This window comes from Winslowiella toletana (assembly GCF_032164335.1).
Taxonomy (GTDB): Bacteria; Pseudomonadota; Gammaproteobacteria; order Enterobacterales; family Enterobacteriaceae; genus Erwinia; species Erwinia toletana_A.
Map to the genome: position 1 here is coordinate 184030 of NZ_CP134152.1, position 17345 is coordinate 201374.

Here is a 17345-nt window from a genome sequence, read left to right on the forward strand (position 1 = left end):
GTGAGCAACACCATGAGCAAACACTATGATGCCGATGTGATTGTCATCGGTTCGGGTGCATTGGGTAGCAATGCCGCCACCACCCTTGCCCGTAAAGGCAAATCGGTGATTATTCTGGAAGCCGGAGAGAAAATCCCGCGCTGGAAAATTGTCGAAAATTTCCGTAACTCCTCGAAAAAAGCCAACTATAACTCGCCGTATCCTAACCAGCCGTGGGCGCACCACTCTTACGACGAACAATATATCGAAAACACCGGCTCGTTTGATTTTCGTCCCGGCATGCTGAAACTGGTGGGCGGCACCACCTGGCACTGGGCCTCGGCCTGCTGGCGTTATCTGCCTAATGATATGAAATTGAAAACGCTGTATGGCGTGGGTCGCGACTGGCCGATGGAGTACAGCGAGTTAGAACCGTGGTATGTCAAAGCCGAGCTGGCGATGGGCGTATGCGGTAGTGATACCGACGACCAGAGCGGGCAAGGAGGCAGCGCCTTTCCACCGCGTTCGCAGCCGTATCCGATGGAGCCTGAAGGTGAAACTTATCTGTTCCAGCGCCTGAAAAGCCGCATCAGCCCGGCAGGTTACCACTTTATTCATGAGCCCAACGCGCGTGCGACCCGCCCTTATGACGGTCGTCCGGCTTGCAGCGGCAACAACAACTGTATGCCGGTCTGCCCGATTGGCTCGATGTACAGCGGCGATAAACATGCCCAGCATGCGGAAGATGCCGGTGCGCAGCTGATGACTGATGCTACCGCCTGGAAGCTGGAAAAAGGTGCGGATGGCAAAATCGTAGCGGTGCACGTTCGGAGTTCAAAAGGCGAAGATAAACGGCTGACGGCAAAGTACTTTATTGTCGCGGCCCACGGGCTGGAAACCCCTAAGCTGCTGCTGATTTCTGATGTCGCTAACAGTTCCGATCAGGTGGGGCGCAATCTGATGGACCACACCGGCATGGGGCTACAATTCCTCGCGGATGAGCCGGTCTGGCCGGGGCGTGGTGCGGTACAGCAGGGCGGTATTTTCAACTTCCGCGATGGCGAATTCCGCAAAAAACACGCCGCGATTAAGCATGCTATTTCTAATAACGTGCCCAATATGACAATCGCGCAACGGCTGATCGCTGATGGCGTGTTGGGGCATGAGCTGGATAAGCAGATTCGACACCAGGCTGCACGCTGGGTGGATATCTCCACGGTGTTTGAAATCCTGCCGCATGCCAGCAATACCGTGCGTCCCAGCACTACCCGTAAGGATGCGCTCGGTATCCCGATGCTGACGGTTAACTATGAAGTGGATGACTATGTGAAAACCGCCAAAGCGGTGGTCGACGCTGACTATAAACAGTTTGTCAGCCTGATGGGCGGTACGGTGGTCGAGGACAATACCGGCTGGCAGAACCGTGACCATTTGATGGGGACGGTGATAATGGGTGATAACGCGAAAGATTCCGTGGTTAACCATGAGTGCCGCAGCTGGGATCACAGCAATCTTTTCCTCGCGACGACTGGCGTTATTCCGGCATCCGGTGTGATTAACCCGACTCTGACCGGTGTTGCACTGAGTATTCGTGCGGCTGAAATCATCGATCGGGAGATTTAATGATGCAGATTACGGGTAAATTTTTCGCCGCCGCCGCGCTGTTGGCTGGCCTCGGCAGCACAGCAGCAGTAAGCGCTGCGCCATCTTCTGCCGATGCGGCGCTGATAAAACGCGGTGAGTATCTTGCCGTTGCGGCAGACTGCGGCGCTTGCCACCGTAAGACCGCTGAAGACGGCGCGCCGTTTGCCGGTGGTTACGCCATTGATTCGCCGATGGGGCGAATTATTGCCAGCAATATCACCCCTTCAAAGCAATATGGCATTGGTGATTACAGTGAGCAGCAGTTTGCCGATGCGCTGCGTAAAGGGGTGGCCGCTGACGGCAGCAATCTCTATCCGGCGATGCCTTACACCGCTTACCAGGGGCTGACTGACGAAGATATTCATGCGCTGTACAGCTACTTTATGCTGGCGGTAAAACCGGTTGATATTGCGCCGGATGAGCATACCGATCTGAGCTTTCCGTTTAATATCCGCCAGATCATGTGGGGCTGGAATCTGCTGTACCGCAGTGATAAACCGTTTGAAAAACAGCCTGATTTATCAGAACAGCTGAATCGGGGTAAATACCTGGTTGATGTGCTGGCGCACTGTAGCACCTGCCATACGCCGCGCAATATGATGATGGCTGAAGACAGTAGCCAGTATCTGGCCGGTAGCCCGCTGGGCGGCTGGTATGCGCCGAATATCACGCCGGATAGCAGCGGAATTGGCGACTGGAGTCAGGATGATATTGTCAGCTACCTGAAAACCGGTCATCTGGCTGGAAAAGCGCAGGCGGCGGGGCCGATGGCTGAAGCGGTGGAGCACAGCTTCCGTTATCTCGGTGATGACGATCTGCATGCCATTGCGGCCTGGATTCAACAGATTCCGGCGATCAAAACGCCAGTGGCGACGCCGTCAGCACAGGCAGCAGAGCCGCGGGATATAAATCAACTGGTGAAAGGACAGGGGGATCAATCCTCGCTGGCCGACAGCAGTTCAACCGATGGTGCTGAACTGTATAACGGTGCTTGCGCCAGCTGTCATGGGCGCGAAGGGCAGGGCACAGCGGACAATTTCTATCCTTCACTGACTAAAAATAGCGCGGTCTCTGGCCCGACGGCGCAAAATTTGGTGATGACCATTGTCGACGGTATCCATCGCAAAAGCAGTGACAGCGATGTCGGGATGCCGGCTTTCGGTCAGCAGTTGAATGATGCGCAGATTGCTGCCGTCACCCACTACGTGCGTCAGCAGTTTGGCAATATCAATGAGGATATCTCGGCGGAACAGGTTAAAACTCTGCGTAGCGGTGGCGAAGCGCCATTTATCGTGCGCTATGTTGATTATCTGATTGCGGCTGGAGTGTTTATCGCGTTGTTATTGTTGCTGTTAATCGTACGTCTGCGGAAGAAATAGTCAAAAAAACGGCATCCCCCGCCGGGGATGCCGTTAATTTTGTGCGGTTAGCCTCTTTTACGCACCAGCTGAGTGCGGCGGGTAATAAATTCCAGCGGCACGCTCCAGATATGCACCAGACGCGTAAAAGGAAACAGCAGAAACAGCGTCATACCGGTGATCAGATGCACGCGGAAGATCGGCGCCACGCCATCAAGGTATTGTGACGCACCAAAGCGGAAGGTCACGATGTGCTGCGCCCAGTTCACCAGCTTCATCATTTCGCTGCCGTCCATATGCTGCGCCGAAAAAGGTATGGTGGCGAGTCCAAGTGTCACCTGCACCATTAACAGCGCCAGAATCAAAATATCAGCGACGCTGGATGAGGCACGCACTCGGGCAACAAACAGGCGGCGATACAGCAGCATCATGCCGCCAATCCACATGGTTACGCCGCAGATGCCGCCCAGCACCATCGCCATCCACTGTTTAGCGGGCAATGACAGGAACGACTGATACATCCAGTGCGGTGTCAGCATGCCCACTATGTGACCGAAAAAAATTCCGATCACGCCGATGTGAAACAGATTCGACGCCAGGCGCATCCAGCGTTTATCGAGAATCTGGCTCGAACCGGCGCGCCAGCTGTACTGACCGTAGTCGTAGCGGAGCAGGCTACCGAGCAGGAAGACAGTACCGACGATATACGGATAGATATCAAAGAAAAACAGGTTAAAGAACGACATTATTTTCTCTCCCGATTCTTCGGCTGTGCTTGCTCAATATTGAGATACTGCGGAGCCACAGCGCCGGAAAAACGCTGCTGATGCTGACGCGTCTCGCCACAATCACCCTGCTGGGTTGCCATAAAACGTACCTGTTCTTCTTCCCACACCGCGTCCAGCGCGGCGGGGGTATCATCACGTGCCTCTTGCCCGACCTGGTGTTGCAGGTTTTCACTGCTGGCGTCGCTGCCGGAGAGCTGGGTTAACAGATCCAGCAGCAGTGCGTAATGACTGTCGCGTTGATGCAGGCGTGCTGCCAGCAGCGCCAGAATCGGCGCAATGCTTTCCAGCCAGCTGGTGGCTTCTTCGCTGCTGAGCTGCGCGAGAAATTCGAGAAACAGCGGCAGATGATCCGGCAGCTCATTGCTGTTCAGATCGAATCCGGCCTTGCGATAGTGATCCAGCAGATCGACCATTGCCTGGCCGCGATCGCGTGATTCGCCATGCACATGTTCAAACAGCAACAGCGACAGCGATCGGCCACGATCGAACAGGCTACCGTAGTCGGCCTGTGCATCTAACAGGCGGCCAGAGATACGCCACTCAATCACGCGCTTCAGCACTGCCTGCTGGCTGGCGTTAAGTTCTGTTAGCTCATCCACGGCTTCCAGCAGTTCGCTTTTTGCCTGCCAGAGAGACTCGTCGGGATAGTCGAGTAATCGGGAAAGTATCAGTAACGATCTCATTAGCGGCCTCCCGTGGTTTTGGCATCAACGTTAATCGCATCAATACGTTTAGAGTTGAACAAGTCGAATTTGCTGTTGCTGCCGTGGCAGCCATCGCCAAAGCTAAAGCCGCAACCGTTGCGTTCCGGGAAGGCATCGCGCGCCAGTTCACGGTGGCTGGAAGGCACCACAAAACGATCTTCGTAGTTTGCAATCGCCAGATAGCGATACATCTCTTTCGCTTGTTGTTCAGTCAGGCCGACCTCTTCCAGCGCACTGATATCGTGCTTGCCTTCAACGGTTTCCATGCGTTTATAGTGGCGCATCGCCAGAATACGTTTCAGCGCCAGTGCTACCGGTTTGGTATCCCCGGCCGTCAGCAGATTAGCCAGATATTGCAGTGGGATGCGCAGCGAATCGATATCCGGCAGCACGCCGTTTTGTTCCAGCACGCCAGCATCGGCGGCAGACTGAATTGGCGACAGCGGCGGCACATACCATACCATCGGCAGGGTGCGATATTCCGGATGGAGCGGCAGTGCCAGCTTCCATTCCATCGCCATTTTGTACACCGGCGAGCGCTGTGCGGCTTCAATAACGCTCATCGGAACACCATCTTTCTCTGCCTGTGCAATCACCGCCGGATCGTGAGGGTTGAGGAATACCGACAGCTGGCGCTCATACAGATCCTGCGTATTCTCAGTCGAGGCGGCTTGCTCGATGGCATCGGCATCGTACAGCACCACACCGAGGTAGCGAATACGTCCGACACAGGTTTCGGAACAGACGGTTGGCATGCCTGATTCAATGCGCGGGTAACAGAAAATGCACTTCTCAGACTTGCCGCTCTTCCAGTTGAAGTAGATTTTTTTGTACGGGCAGCCGCTGACGCACATGCGCCAGCCACGGCATTTATCCTCATCGATCAGCACGATGCCATCTTCTTCACGTTTATAGATGGCACCACTTGGGCAGCTGGCGGCACAGGCTGGGTTCAGACAGTGCTCGCAGAGACGCGGCAGATACATCATAAAAGTGCTTTCAAACTGGCCGTACATCTCTTTCTGGATATGCTCAAAGTTTTGATCCTTTGAGCGTTTGGCAAACTCGCCGCCGAGATCGTCTTCCCAGTTAGCGCTGCGATGGATTTTATCCATCCGTTTGCCGGTCAGCAGCGAGCGCGGCCGCGCAATCGGCTGTGCTTTACCGGGCTTCGCGGTGTGCAGATGCTGATAATCGAAATCGAATGGCTCGTAGTAATCATCGATCTGCGGCATATGCGGGTTAGCAAACAGATTGGCCAAAATGCTGAGTCGTCCGCCCTGACGCGGCTGCAATTTGCCGCTGATCTTGCGAATCCAGCCACCTTTCCATTTCTCCTGATTTTCCCAGTCAATCGGGTAGCCGAGGCCGGGTTTGGTCTCGACGTTATTAAACCAGGCATATTCCATGCCTTCGCGGCTGGTCCAGACGTTTTTACAGGTGACTGAGCAAGTGTGGCAGCCAATGCACTTATCCAGATTCATCACCATGCCAACTTGTGAGCGGATTTTCATTTCACTGTCCCCTTGGCCACTGCCGCTTGTTCACTGTCACTGTTTTCATCATCCAGCCAGTCGACACGGCGCATTTTGCGCACTACGACAAACTCATCGCGGTTTGAACCGACGGTGCCGTAGTAGTTAAAGCCGTAGGCTTGCTGGGCATAACCGCCAATCATATGGGTCGGTTTCGGACTGATACGGGTCACCGAGTTGTGAATTCCCCCGCGCTGGCCGGTAATTTCGGAGCCAGGAATATTCACCAGTCGTTCCTGCGCGTGATACATCATCACCATGCCAGGTTTAATGCGCTGGCTGACGATGGCGCGTGCCGACAGCGCACCGTGGGTATTAAACGCTTCGATCCAGTCGTTATCTTCAATCCCCAAATCGCGGGCGTCGTCTTCACTCAGCCAGACAATCGGGCCGCCGCGCGCCAGCGTCAGCATCAACAAGTTGTCGCTGTAGGTAGAGTGAATACCCCATTTCTGGTGCGGGGTGATAAAGTTCAGCGCTTTTTCCGGGTTGCCATTCGACTTACGGTTAAGCAACGGCTGCGCGCTGCGGGTATCGATTGGTGGGCGATACACCATCAGGTTTTCACCAAATGCCAGCATCCACGGGTGATCCTGATACAGCTGCTGACGGCCACTCAGGGTGCGCCACGGAATCAGCTCGTGCACGTTGGTATAACCGGCGTTATAAGAAACGTGTTCATCTTCAAGGCCTGACCAGGTCGGGCTGGAGATGATTTTGCGCGGTTGCGCCTGTAAATCGCGGAAGCGAATTTTTACTTCACGCTTTGGCAGTGCCAGATGGGCATGGTCGCGGCCGGTAAATTTGCCCAGTGACTGCCAGGCTTTTACCGCGACTTCACCATTGGTTTCCGGTGCCAGCGTCAGAATCACTTCAGCCGCATCTTTGGCGGTGTTGATCACCGGACGTCCTTGCGCGCTGCCGCTTTCATGGCGGCGATTCAGCCGGCCCAGCAGCTCCACTTCTTCTTCGGTATTCCAGAAAATGCCTTTGCTGCCGTTGCCAAGCTTATCCATCAGCGGACCAAGCGAGGTAAAGCGCTCATAGGTTTCCGGATAATTACGCTCGACTACCGCGATATTCGGCGCGGTTTTACCTGGAATCAGATCGCACTCGCCTTTTTTCCACTCTTTAATATCACCGGTTTGCCCCAGCTCTTCGGCGGAATCGTGCTGCAACGGAACGGTAACCACATCGGTTTCCACTCCCAAATGGCCGACGCAAACTTGCGAGAAGGCTTTCGCTATCCCTTTATAAATTTCCCAGTCGCTGCGTGAATCCCAGCAGGGATCAACTGCCGCCGACAGTGGGTGAATAAACGGATGCATATCCGAAGTATTCATATCGTCTTTTTCATACCAGGTGGCGGTAGGCAGCACGATGTCGGAATAGAGACAGGTGGTCGACATACGGAAATCCAGTGTAACCACCAGATCCAGCTTGCCTTCGCGGCCTTGTTCCAGCCACTCGACCTCTTCCGGACGCTGACGCCCTTGTTCACCGAGATCGGTTTGCTGAATGCCATGCTCGGTACCCAGCAGGTATTTCAGCATGTATTCATGGCCTTTACCGGAAGAGCCAAGCACGTTTGAGCGCCAGACAAACAGGTTACGCGGTGAGTTCTGCGGCGCGTCCGGTTGTTCAGCGGCAAAGCGGATATCGCCGGATTTCAGTGCATCCACCAGATATTCTTTCGGCGTCTGACCGGCGGCGGCGGCGGCTTTCGCCAGCCCAAGCGGGTTAGTATCCAGCTGCGGTGCCGAAGGCAGCCAGCCCATACGTTCGGCGCGCACGTTGAAGTCAATCAGGCTGCCGCTGTAGCGTTTTTTATCCGCCAGCGGAGAAAGGATCTCTTCCGTACTCAGAGTCTCATAGCGCCACTGACTGGAGTGATTGTAGAAAAATGAGGTGCCGTTCATCTGGCGTGGCGGACGCGTCCAGTCAAGGGCGAACGCCAGTGGCAGCCAGCCGGTCTGCGGACGCAGTTTTTCCTGGCCGACATAGTGCGCCCAGCCACCGCCGGTTTGACCGACGCAGCCACAGAACACCAGCAGGTTGATGATGCCACGGTAGTTCATATCCATATGGAACCAGTGGTTGATACCGGCACCGACGATAATCATCGAACGACCATGGGTTTTATCAGCATTATCGGCAAACTCGCGCGCAATGCGGATCATATCCTGCTGCGGCACACCGGTAATTTTTTCTGCCCAACCTGGCGTATAGGCTTTAATTTCACTGTAATCGCTGGCGCTCTGGCTGTCGTCGACTTTTGCATCGCCCCAGTCGCGGGCAATACCGTAATTTGCCAGCGTTAAATCAAATACGCTGGCAACCAGCGCGCTGCTGCCATCAGCCAGCGTTATACGTTTCGCGGCGATCGGATGTGAAATGACATCTGACAGTGCCACCGGGCGGAAGTGTTCGCTTTCAATTCCGCCAAAGTAAGGGAACAGCGTATTGGCGATTTCGTCATGCTGGCCGAGCAGCGACAGTTGCAGCGTGACGTCACGGCCATCATTGCCCGCGCGCTGTTCAAGATTCCATTTGCCTTGCTCACCCCAGCGGAATCCAATTGAGCCTTGTGGCGCAACCAGATCGCCTTGTTGATCGACGGCGATAGTTTTCCATTCCGGATTGTTGTTTTCACCGAGAGCGCCGAGCAGATCGGCGGCGCGCAGCTGACGTCCGGCGACATAAAAGCCATCCTCGCGTTGATCCAGCATGACCAGCATCGGTAAATCACTGTAGCGGCGGGCGTAATCCAGGAAATAACTGCTCGGCTTTTGCAGATAAAACTCTTTCAGAATCACGTGGCCCATCGCCAGTGCCATTGCGCTGTCGGTACCCTGTTTTGGTGCCAGCCACTGATCGCACAGCTTCACGACATCGGCATAATCAGGCGTCACTGCGACGGTTTTGGTGCCTTTGTAGCGCACTTCGGTAAAGAAATGGGCATCCGGAGTACGGGTCTGCGCGACGTTTGAACCCCAGGCAATCAGATAAGACGAGTTATACCAGTCGGCGGATTCCGGCACGTCGGTCTGCTCACCCCAGGTCATCGGTGATGCTGGCGGCAAATCGCAGTACCAGTCATAGAAGCTCAGGCAGGTGGCACCGATTAATGACAGATAGCGCGCACCGGCGGCATAAGAAACCATCGACATCGCCGGAATCGGCGAAAAGCCAGCAATGCGGTCAGGGCCGAAGGTTTTCGCGGTATAGACGTTAGCGGCGGCGATCAGCTCGTTCATTTCCGCCCAGCTGGAGCGCACCAGCCCGCCGCGCCCGCGCGCTTGTTTGTAACGTTTTGATTTTTCAGGATCGTTAATAATGCTTGCCCAGGCATCTACCGGATCCTGATGCTGCTGGCGTGCTTCACGCCACATTTCCAGCAGCTGCTGGCGAATTTGAGGATATTTCAGGCGGTTGGCGCTGTAGATATACCATGAATAACTGGCACCACGCGGGCAGCCACGCGGTTCGTGATTCGGCAGGTCGGGGCGAGTTTCTGGATAATCGGTTTGCTGAGTTTCCCAGGTGACCAGGCCGTTTTTAACATAAATCTTCCAGCTGCATGATCCCGTACAGTTCACACCGTGTGTGGAGCGAACGATTTTGTCATGCTGCCAGCGTTGACGATAACTGTCTTCCCAGTCCCGGTTGGTTGCCAGCGTCTGACCATAACCATCGGCAAAGGGTTCTGCCAGTTCCTTGAAATATCGGAACCGATCCAGAAACTTACTCATTCGACACACTCCTCACAGATCAAATAACTGCAAAAACGATTTATTATCATTCGCGAATAAAACGCGTTGTTTTGGCATGATCAGTTAATAAAATTTCAGTTCGTAAGCTGACTATTCAATAAGGGTCGGCGACATAATGAAATTACTGTCTCTCTAACCCGAAGTGAGTAGAAATTAATTTCACAGAACACTTTACAAACTCACCTGCGATCAACCAGAATTCAATTCACTCGGCAAAAGTGATGTCTCAAAGCTGGTCAAATTTTCCCAATAGCATGTCAGAAAACATTGAGAGGATATTGATCTGTGTCGTATAAAAATGACATTAAAGCCGAAAGCACCCGCGGTGTGCTGGCTACATGGACCCCCGAAGATAAAAATTTTTGGGAGCGAAGTGGAAAGAAAATTGCCGCCAGAAATCTCTGGATTTCAATTCCCTGTTTACTCCTGTCGTTCTGCGTCTGGATGTTATTCAGTACCGTTGCGCTTTACTTACCCGGAGCTGGATTTAGTTTCACCACCGACCAGTTATTTATGCTGACGGCGCTTCCTGCGCTGGCAGGCGCAATTATGCGCGTGCCCTATTCCTTTGTAATTCCTATATTTGGCGGTCGCCGCTGGACAGCTTTCAGCACTATTATTCTGGTGGTGCCAGCTATCTGGTTAGGTTTTGCGGTGCAACAACCAACTACCCCTTATTGGGTATTTGTCATTATCGCTTTATTATGTGGCGTGGCTGGCGGTAATTTTGCATCCAGTATGGGAAATATCAGCTTTTTCTATCCAAAACATTTGCAGGGTGGCGCACTGGGACTAAATGGCGGCCTCGGCAATCTTGGCGTCAGCGTGATGCAACTGGTTGCGCCGTTGGTGATGAGCGTTGCGATTTTTGGCTCGTTTTCCGGTGCCGGTCAGGTTAGCCCGTCCGGTGATGTACGCTGGATTGAACATGCGGCATTTATCTGGGTGCCACCGCTGGTGATTTTCGCCGTTGCCGCCTGGTTTCTGATGAATGATATCGCCACTGCGAAAGCGTCACTGGCTCAACAGCTGCCGGTATTGAAACGTCCGCACATGTGGATTATGGCGTTATTGTATCTGGCTACGTTTGGCTCTTTTATCGGCTTCTCTGCCGGTTTCGCCATGCTGACCAAGACTCAATTTCCAAATGTGGTCATTCTGCATTACGCCTTCTGGGGGCCATTAATTGGCGCGCTGGCTCGTCCGGTCGGTGGCGCGCTTTCCGATCGCTTTGGTGGTTCGAAAGTCACCTTAATCAATTTTGTGATGATGGTGATTTTCGCCACGCTGATTTTCTTTACGCTGCCGGGTGAAGGACATCAGGGCACATTTGGCGCTTTCTTTGTGGTATTCCTTGGTCTGTTCCTTACCGCCGGATTGGGCAGTGGTTCCACCTTTCAGATGATCTCAGTGATTATTCGCGCCGATACGCTGCGTCGGGTTAAACAGGTCGGAGGCAGCGAAAAACAGGCAGCGCAGGAAGCCGCCACAGACTCTTCGGCCGCGCTGGGATTTATTTCTGCTATTGGTGCCGCCGGGGGCTTCTTTATTCCAAAAGCGTTTGGTACTTCACTGGCGCTGAGCGGATCGGCAGAAGGGGCTTTAAAACTGTTTCTGCTGTTCTATGCGATTTGCGGCGTGATTACCTGGTGGTGCTATATTCGTAAATCTATCTCGTAACGGCCTGCACTACTCCACAATTGACTCTTCAGGGCCACACTTGCTGGCCCTTTTCTCTTCCGCTCCAGCCCGCTTAGCCGATATTTAATCAAACATTCATCAGGCTTGCCCTGTACTAACCAGACATAATCAGCGCCAGAGTAAAATCGGTGCGCAGATGCGCCATTCACTTTTCTCGCGGTGAGTGAACGGTCGATTCTCAGCGGACGTCAGACTAAAAGGACTTAAATACGATGTATGCGGGCGATTTCTTATCTCCGGTGAGTTATGCCGCAGGCGATGAACTTTCAGCTATCGCGACGCGTTTATTCTGGTTTGAAGCCGGAGTAATGGAAGGGTGCGAAATCATCGTCAGCCAGAATGATTGCTGTGCTCGTTTACATCTGGCTGCCGGTGAAGCGGGCATGTTTGCGGTAAAAAGTAGAAAAGTGCTGATCGAATCCGGTAGCGTGCAGGGGGTCGAATTAAAGGTTATTGCAATGGCAAAATTGCAGGCTTTTATTGATGCCGGCAGCCGCACGGCCGGGCAGACCAAAAAAAAGGAGACGTTATTTGGTTTCAGCCGCTACCGACGTCCTGAAGAGCTGTCGCGTAAAAAGTTTGAATACTGGTTAATTAGCCAGAGTGTTAAGCAGTGTCAGGGTATGGATAATATCGTCCAGTTGATTCGAGATAATGAATGCTACTGGATAGTTAATTATTTACTAACCCGATCGGACGAATATAAATCTTTGCGGGAAATTGGTGGTCGTTACGGACTTTCCGTTTCACATTTTCGTCGTTTAAGTAAATCAGCGTTGGGAAATACGGCAAAAGTGGAAATGTGTGACTGGCGTCTGATTCGTGCCATTCTCGATATTATGGATGATGAGCACAATCTGACGGCCATCGCGATGAAGCATGGTTATGCCTCGTTATCGCATTTCTCCGGAGATGTTAAAAACAGATTCGGTATTCCGCCACGGGATTTAAAAAAAATGATCAATTGTGAGTTACTTAAATGAAACGGTCATCGCTTATGCTACTTTTTTTGGCGGTTTCTTTTATGTACTGCTGTCTGGCAATTGCCGTTACACCGGTTGAAGAAAAAATGCCTGCCCAAGGCTACGTTACCGCAAAAGACGGTGTTAAACAGTTTTTTGATGCGCTTTCCGCCAGAATGAAAACACCCTTTATTGTCAGTAACCTGGCGGCAAAGAAAAGAATCAGCGGTAACTTTGATTTTTCCGCTCCGCAGGCATTGCTGGATAATATCACCAACAATATGGGATTGGTCTGGTATTACGATGGGAATACTATTTATATTTATGACGCCAGCGAATTAAAAAATGGCGTTGTTCGGCTGAAAAACAGCTCGGTAGCGGAACTGCAAAAGTTTCTGCTGGCTTCCGATCTTTATGATGATCGCTATCCGCTGCGAACTGAACCCGGCAGCCAGACTTTTTATCTCGCCGGGCCACCGGTCTATTTTATGCTGGTCATGCAGACGGCTGCTTATCTTGATCAGCTGGCGGTAACAGATGTTGAAGCAACCAGCCTGTCGGCGATCCCGTTGTACAACAGTTTCGTGGAAGATCGAAAATATAAATTTCGTGATGAAGTGATTACCATTCCCGGCGTGGCTTCGGTGATTCGGGCGTTAACTTTTAACGGTATCGCGACCACTCAGGTAGAAAACCGACCAACAACCGAACTGCAGAGCGGCGCGGAAGAGGATACAGAAGCACCAGCCCTCGGTGATGAAGTGGCAGAAAAAGCGCTGCAACCGGCAGTGCGCACTGCGATTGAAAACGAGATGGTGGTCATTGCTAATCCCGATAACAACAGCCTGCTGATTAAAGGATCCGCTGAGCAGCTGAGTAATATTAAGCGGCTGGTGAATTTGCTGGATGTACCAAAACGGCATATAGAAATGTCGGTGTGGATTATCGATCTGCAGAAAGATGAACTGGAGCAGTTGGGCGTGACCTGGCGCGGTACGCTTAATTTAACCGATCAGTTTGGCGCCTCGTTTAATGGGGGTATCTCCAGCACTGTTGATGGAGCCAGCTTTATGACGGCGATTATGGCTCTGTCGCAGCAAAATCGTGCCAATGTGGTTTCACGCCCAATGTTGCTGACGCAGGAGAACGTCCCGGCAATTTTCGACAACAGCCGCACGTTCTATACCAAACTGATTGGCGAACGCAGCACCAGTCTTGAGCATGTGACCTATGGAACATCGCTCAGTGTTTTACCGCGATTTACCGATGCGGAAGAAATAGAAATGATGCTGAACGTTGAAGATGGCAATCAGTATCGTCAGGAAAATGACAAAGAGAGCAGCCTGCCGGAAGTTGGCCGAACCAATATCAGCACGGTGGCCCGCGTGCCGAAAGGCAAAAGCCTGCTGATCGGGGGCTATACCCGCGATGAAAACAGTAATTTACGCCAGGGAATTCCGTGGCTAAGAGATTTGCCGCTGATTGGCGGCCTGTTCAGTTATCGTCAGAGCCGCAATGCCAATATGGTACGCGTCTTTCTGATTCAGCCTAAAGAGATCGATGGCCGTGAATCACGCGACAGTACGCGGCTGGTTGCCGGGCTACGCAATAAGCCTGCTGAGGCTCCGCTATTTGACTGGATGAACAATTTTCTGGATGCGCAACGGTGACCAGCCCAATTGCTGCGCTGACCCGACCGCTGCTGTCTGGGCAATTGTTGCCAGAACCGCGCACAATACTGAGTGACCAGTTGAGCAAGCCGCTGGCAAATTCTGCCGGTCATCCCGGTGGGGCGGTTGATAACGATGGTCTGATTGTCAGCGCGGAAAACTTTCTGAAATCCGTTGATGAGTTTTCTGTTTTTATCAGCCAGGTACGCAGGCTAAGGGACATTGCCGGGCGCTGTGATTTTTCTGCTGCGGCAGAGATCTACGAGCTACTGGATGATGATGCCGAAGCAAAGATTGCCGCACTGTGGCGGGTGATAAAAACGCAGCAAACAAAATCTGCCGCGCTATTACTGCACGAGGCAAGAAGTCTGTTTCCCGATGAAAGTAATCGGGTGGTTGCCCTGCGAGAGATGCTGAAACATCGCAATATCTTAGAAATTGAACGTGAAATTATAGAGCAGGCGCTGGCGATTGCCGAAGATGATGCCTGCCCGACGCGGCTAAAGTCAGGAATTAATGTTGCGCTTAAAGCGCGGTTAATGAGTAAGCAATTAAAACTGTCACCGGCTGTTATTCGTGAAAGCTATCGTAATTTTATTGAAAGCAACGAGAATGAGCGAAAAATATATCAGGGATGGGTATTAATGTTTGGCGGGGACAGACGTCGCATGCTGATCAACTTTATGGAGGCTGCGTTGCTGGCAGATATGAATGCCAGCGATCCGGGATGTACCGATATTGAATTTGGTAATTTACTGGGGCGTCTGACACAAATAAAGTTGATTCGTTCAAGCGAGGATTTATTTATCCAGCGTGCCAGTAAAGATGGTTTTCTAAAACGCTTTAATTTTTCTGAAGATGACTGGCTACTGTTTATATTATCCATTTTACATGATGCCGGGCTGCTCTACGATCAGTTGAGACAGTTGGGAAACAATGTCTTAAGTCGGATGTCACCAAGAGAAAAAGTGTGTTTTATCCAGAAGATATATCACTTTGTCCGCGAATTCCCATCGGGAATTTTTGACAGTTTTGACCAGCAGCAATTGTTGTATCAACACTTTATATCGTTGATCGGCCACGGCTATCAAGCTGAACTGGCAGAGAGCAGAACTTATTAATATTCATCCTCGTTGGTATATCAGGTACTGAGCATGATTAATGACTTTTTCATCAATTTGAGGAAGCATCCGGAATTATTTATTCTGTTATTGGTCGTTATGATTATCGCCATGTTGGTTATTCCCTTGCCAACCTATCTGGTCGATTTCCTGATTGGGCTGAATATTGTTATTTCGGCGCTGGTGTTTCTTTCTTCTTTTTATATTGATCGTATTCTGAGTTTTTCGTCGTTTCCAGCGGTATTGCTGATTACTACGCTATTCAGACTGGCATTATCGATTAGCACCAGCAGGCTGATATTGAATGATGCCGATGCCGGAGAAATTATTGCCACTTTTGGTCTGTTTGTTATTGGTGACAATCTGGTGGTGGGGTTCGTAATTTTTTCAATTGTCACAATCGTGCAATTTATGGTGATCACTAAAGGTGCGGAGCGCGTGGCGGAAGTGGCGGCACGCTTCTCGCTGGATGGCATGCCCGGCAAGCAGATGAGTATTGATGCCGATCTGCGTGCCAGTTCGATTGATGCGGAACAAGCCACCCAGCGGCGCAGCATTCTGGAGAAAGAGAGCCAGTTATACGGCTCTTTTGACGGCGCGATGAAGTTTATTAAAGGGGATGCCATCGCCGGTATTCTGGTTATTTTTGTCAACTTTATTGGCGGCATCAGCGTGGGTGTGAATCAGCACGGCATGGATATGTCCACGGCGCTGTCCACCTACACCATGCTGACCATTGGTGACGGGCTGGTTGCGCAAATTCCTTCGTTGCTGATTGCCATCAGTGCCGGATTTATTGTCACCCGGGTCAGTGGCGAGGGTGACAATATGGGTATCACCATGATGTCACAGCTGATGAATAATCAGTTTGTCCTGATTATCGCGGCGATCATTGCCGTCGCCATCGGTTTTTTACCTGGCTTTCCGCTGTTTATTTTTCTGCTATTGGCGCTGATTCCTGGAGGATTGTTTTTCTTAAAGTGGCGTGAAGCGAACAATAAATTGGCGGGCGGCAAGCCGGGTAGCGTGAAGCAAAACAACGATGCAGCGGATGAGGCGAGCCCAGTTGCTGCTGATGCCGATACCCAGCTGGGATTAATTGAAAATCTTGACCAGGTTACCCCGACGACCATTCCGCTTATTCTGCGGGTTAACCCGTCGGCCGGTGATTATCTGACCCAGCTGGATGCCGCCGAACGTTTTCGCAGCCAGTTTTTTGTCGATTACGGCATCCATCTGCCAGCGATTGTCATTCGGTCGACTGAAAATCAGCAGCAGAACAAAGTCGCTTTGCTGATTAATGAAATTCAGGCTGAACAGTTCGATATTTTGCTCGGACAAATTACCGTGGTGAACGTCTCTGATGAGCTTGAGCATCTTGGTATTCAACCGGTCAACTATGGCGGTGTAGTGTGGGTTGCCGCTGAACAGCGGTCGCTGCTTACCGAGCTGGGTTTTCACACCCGGACACCGGTTGACGAGCTCTATTACTGCATTGCTAACTCGCTGGTGCGCAATGTGAGTGAGTTTTTTGGCGTGCAGGAGACCAAAGCACATATCGATAAGCTGGAGAAAGACTATCCCGATCTGATTAAAGAAGTGATGCGCCACACCACGGTGCAACGGGCATCGGAAGTGATGCAGCGACTACTCGGCGAGAAAATCTCGGTGCGAAACACCAAGTTGATCATGGAGTCCCTCTCCGTCTGGGCACCACGAGAAAAAGATGTCATTACCCTGGTGGAACATGTGCGCACTTCTCTCTGTCGTTATATCAGTCATAAATTTGCCGTCGGTAATTCCCTGAAGGCGGTATTAATTTCCGCTGAGATGGAAGAGACCTTGCGTCAGGGAATTCGCAGTACCGCCGCCGGAACTTTTCTTAATCTGGAACCAGCGGCTTCTGAAAAGTTAATGGACACTTTTACCCTCGGCTTAAGCGACATTCTGATGTCGCAGAAGGACTACGTCATTCTGGCGTCAGTCGATATCCGACGCTTTGTGAAACGCTTTCTGGAAAATAAATTTAAAAATCTTGAGGTGCTTTCTTTTGGCGAAATTTCAGAAGGCATTTCAATTGATGTAATCAAATCAATTCAATAATAAGGGA

The 17345-nt window shown here is 51.8% G+C and carries 11 protein-coding genes; 7 read left to right on the forward strand and 4 right to left on the reverse strand.

What is annotated here, in order from left to right; all coding sequences use genetic code 11:
- Positions 1 to 12: 12 nt before the first annotated feature.
- Both RIN69_RS00820 and RIN69_RS00825 read left to right on the forward strand, forming a co-directional pair.
- The gene (locus RIN69_RS00820) at positions 13 to 1602 is read left to right on the forward strand and encodes a GMC family oxidoreductase (protein ID WP_313854922.1); all 1590 of its coding nucleotides are present in this window, start codon (positions 13 to 15) and stop codon (positions 1600 to 1602) included.
- Positions 1603 to 1604: 2 nt separating this feature from the next.
- Positions 1605 to 3002 (forward strand): c-type cytochrome, encoded by a 1398-nt coding sequence (locus tag RIN69_RS00825; RefSeq protein WP_390902559.1) that lies wholly within the window; start codon positions 1605 to 1607, stop codon positions 3000 to 3002.
- Positions 3003 to 3049: 47 nt separating this feature from the next.
- On the opposite strand, the gene narI is transcribed toward RIN69_RS00825, so the two are convergent.
- Genes narI through RIN69_RS00845 form a run of 4 tightly spaced genes read right to left on the reverse strand, consistent with a single transcriptional unit; the run spans position 3050 to position 9760 of the window.
- Entirely contained in the window at positions 3050 to 3727 is a 678-nt protein-coding gene (gene narI / locus RIN69_RS00830) for a respiratory nitrate reductase subunit gamma (protein ID WP_313854926.1), read from the reverse strand.
- A complete protein-coding gene (gene narJ / locus RIN69_RS00835) occupies positions 3727 to 4452 on the reverse strand; it encodes a nitrate reductase molybdenum cofactor assembly chaperone (protein ID WP_313854927.1) in 726 nt (241 codons plus the stop codon). Before narJ ends, narI begins: the two co-directional genes overlap by 1 nt.
- The gene (narH, locus tag RIN69_RS00840) at positions 4452 to 5987 is read right to left on the reverse strand and encodes a nitrate reductase subunit beta (RefSeq protein ID WP_313854928.1); all 1536 of its coding nucleotides are present in this window, start codon (positions 5985 to 5987) and stop codon (positions 4452 to 4454) included. Before narH ends, narJ begins: the two co-directional genes overlap by 1 nt.
- Complete coding sequence (locus RIN69_RS00845; RefSeq protein ID WP_313854929.1) at positions 5984 to 9760, reverse strand: nitrate reductase subunit alpha; 3777 nt, start codon at positions 9758 to 9760, stop codon at positions 5984 to 5986. The genes narH and RIN69_RS00845 overlap by 4 nt, the downstream gene beginning before the upstream one ends.
- 306 nt (positions 9761 to 10066) lie before the next feature.
- Between RIN69_RS00845 and RIN69_RS00850 the strand changes: the two genes are divergently transcribed.
- The 5 genes from RIN69_RS00850 (at position 10067) to RIN69_RS00870 (ending at position 17338) form a co-directional block, all read left to right on the forward strand.
- Positions 10067 to 11461, forward strand: a complete 1395-nt coding sequence (locus tag RIN69_RS00850; protein ID WP_313854930.1) for a NarK family nitrate/nitrite MFS transporter — start codon at positions 10067 to 10069, stop codon at positions 11459 to 11461.
- A gap of 404 nt (positions 11462 to 11865) precedes the next feature.
- On the forward strand, positions 11866 to 12465 hold the full coding sequence (locus RIN69_RS00855; protein ID WP_313854931.1) for a helix-turn-helix domain-containing protein: 600 nt from the start codon (positions 11866 to 11868) through the stop codon (positions 12463 to 12465).
- Positions 12466 to 12479: 14 nt separating this feature from the next.
- On the forward strand, positions 12480 to 14114 hold the full coding sequence (gene sctC, locus RIN69_RS00860; RefSeq protein ID WP_313854933.1) for a type III secretion system outer membrane ring subunit SctC: 1635 nt from the start codon (positions 12480 to 12482) through the stop codon (positions 14112 to 14114).
- On the forward strand, positions 14111 to 15235 hold the full coding sequence (gene sctW, locus RIN69_RS00865; RefSeq protein ID WP_313854934.1) for a type III secretion system gatekeeper subunit SctW: 1125 nt from the start codon (positions 14111 to 14113) through the stop codon (positions 15233 to 15235). The genes sctC and sctW overlap by 4 nt, the downstream gene beginning before the upstream one ends.
- Positions 15236 to 15268: 33 nt before the next feature.
- Positions 15269 to 17338: an EscV/YscV/HrcV family type III secretion system export apparatus protein gene (locus tag RIN69_RS00870; protein ID WP_313854935.1), complete on the forward strand. Its 2070-nt coding sequence runs from the start codon at positions 15269 to 15271 to the stop codon at positions 17336 to 17338.
- The last annotated feature ends 7 nt before the right edge of the window (positions 17339 to 17345 follow it).

Excerpts from the sequence above, each read along its gene's own strand:
- RIN69_RS00820 (WP_313854922.1), top strand. The coding sequence starts at position 13 with ATGAGCAAACACTATGATGCCGATGTGATTGTCATCGGTTCGGGTGCA.
- RIN69_RS00825 (WP_390902559.1), top strand. The coding sequence starts at position 1,605 with ATGCAGATTACGGGTAAATTTTTCGCCGCCGCCGCGCTGTTGGCTGGC.
- narI (WP_313854926.1), bottom strand. The coding sequence starts at position 3,727 with ATGTCGTTCTTTAACCTGTTTTTCTTTGATATCTATCCGTATATCGTC.
- narJ (WP_313854927.1), bottom strand. The coding sequence starts at position 4,452 with ATGAGATCGTTACTGATACTTTCCCGATTACTCGACTATCCCGACGAG.
- narH (WP_313854928.1), bottom strand. The coding sequence starts at position 5,987 with ATGAAAATCCGCTCACAAGTTGGCATGGTGATGAATCTGGATAAGTGC.
- RIN69_RS00845 (WP_313854929.1), bottom strand. The coding sequence starts at position 9,760 with ATGAGTAAGTTTCTGGATCGGTTCCGATATTTCAAGGAACTGGCAGAA.
- RIN69_RS00855 (WP_313854931.1), top strand. The coding sequence starts at position 11,866 with ATGTTTGCGGTAAAAAGTAGAAAAGTGCTGATCGAATCCGGTAGCGTG.
- sctC (WP_313854933.1), top strand. The coding sequence starts at position 12,480 with ATGCTACTTTTTTTGGCGGTTTCTTTTATGTACTGCTGTCTGGCAATT.
- RIN69_RS00870 (WP_313854935.1), top strand. The coding sequence starts at position 15,269 with ATGATTAATGACTTTTTCATCAATTTGAGGAAGCATCCGGAATTATTT.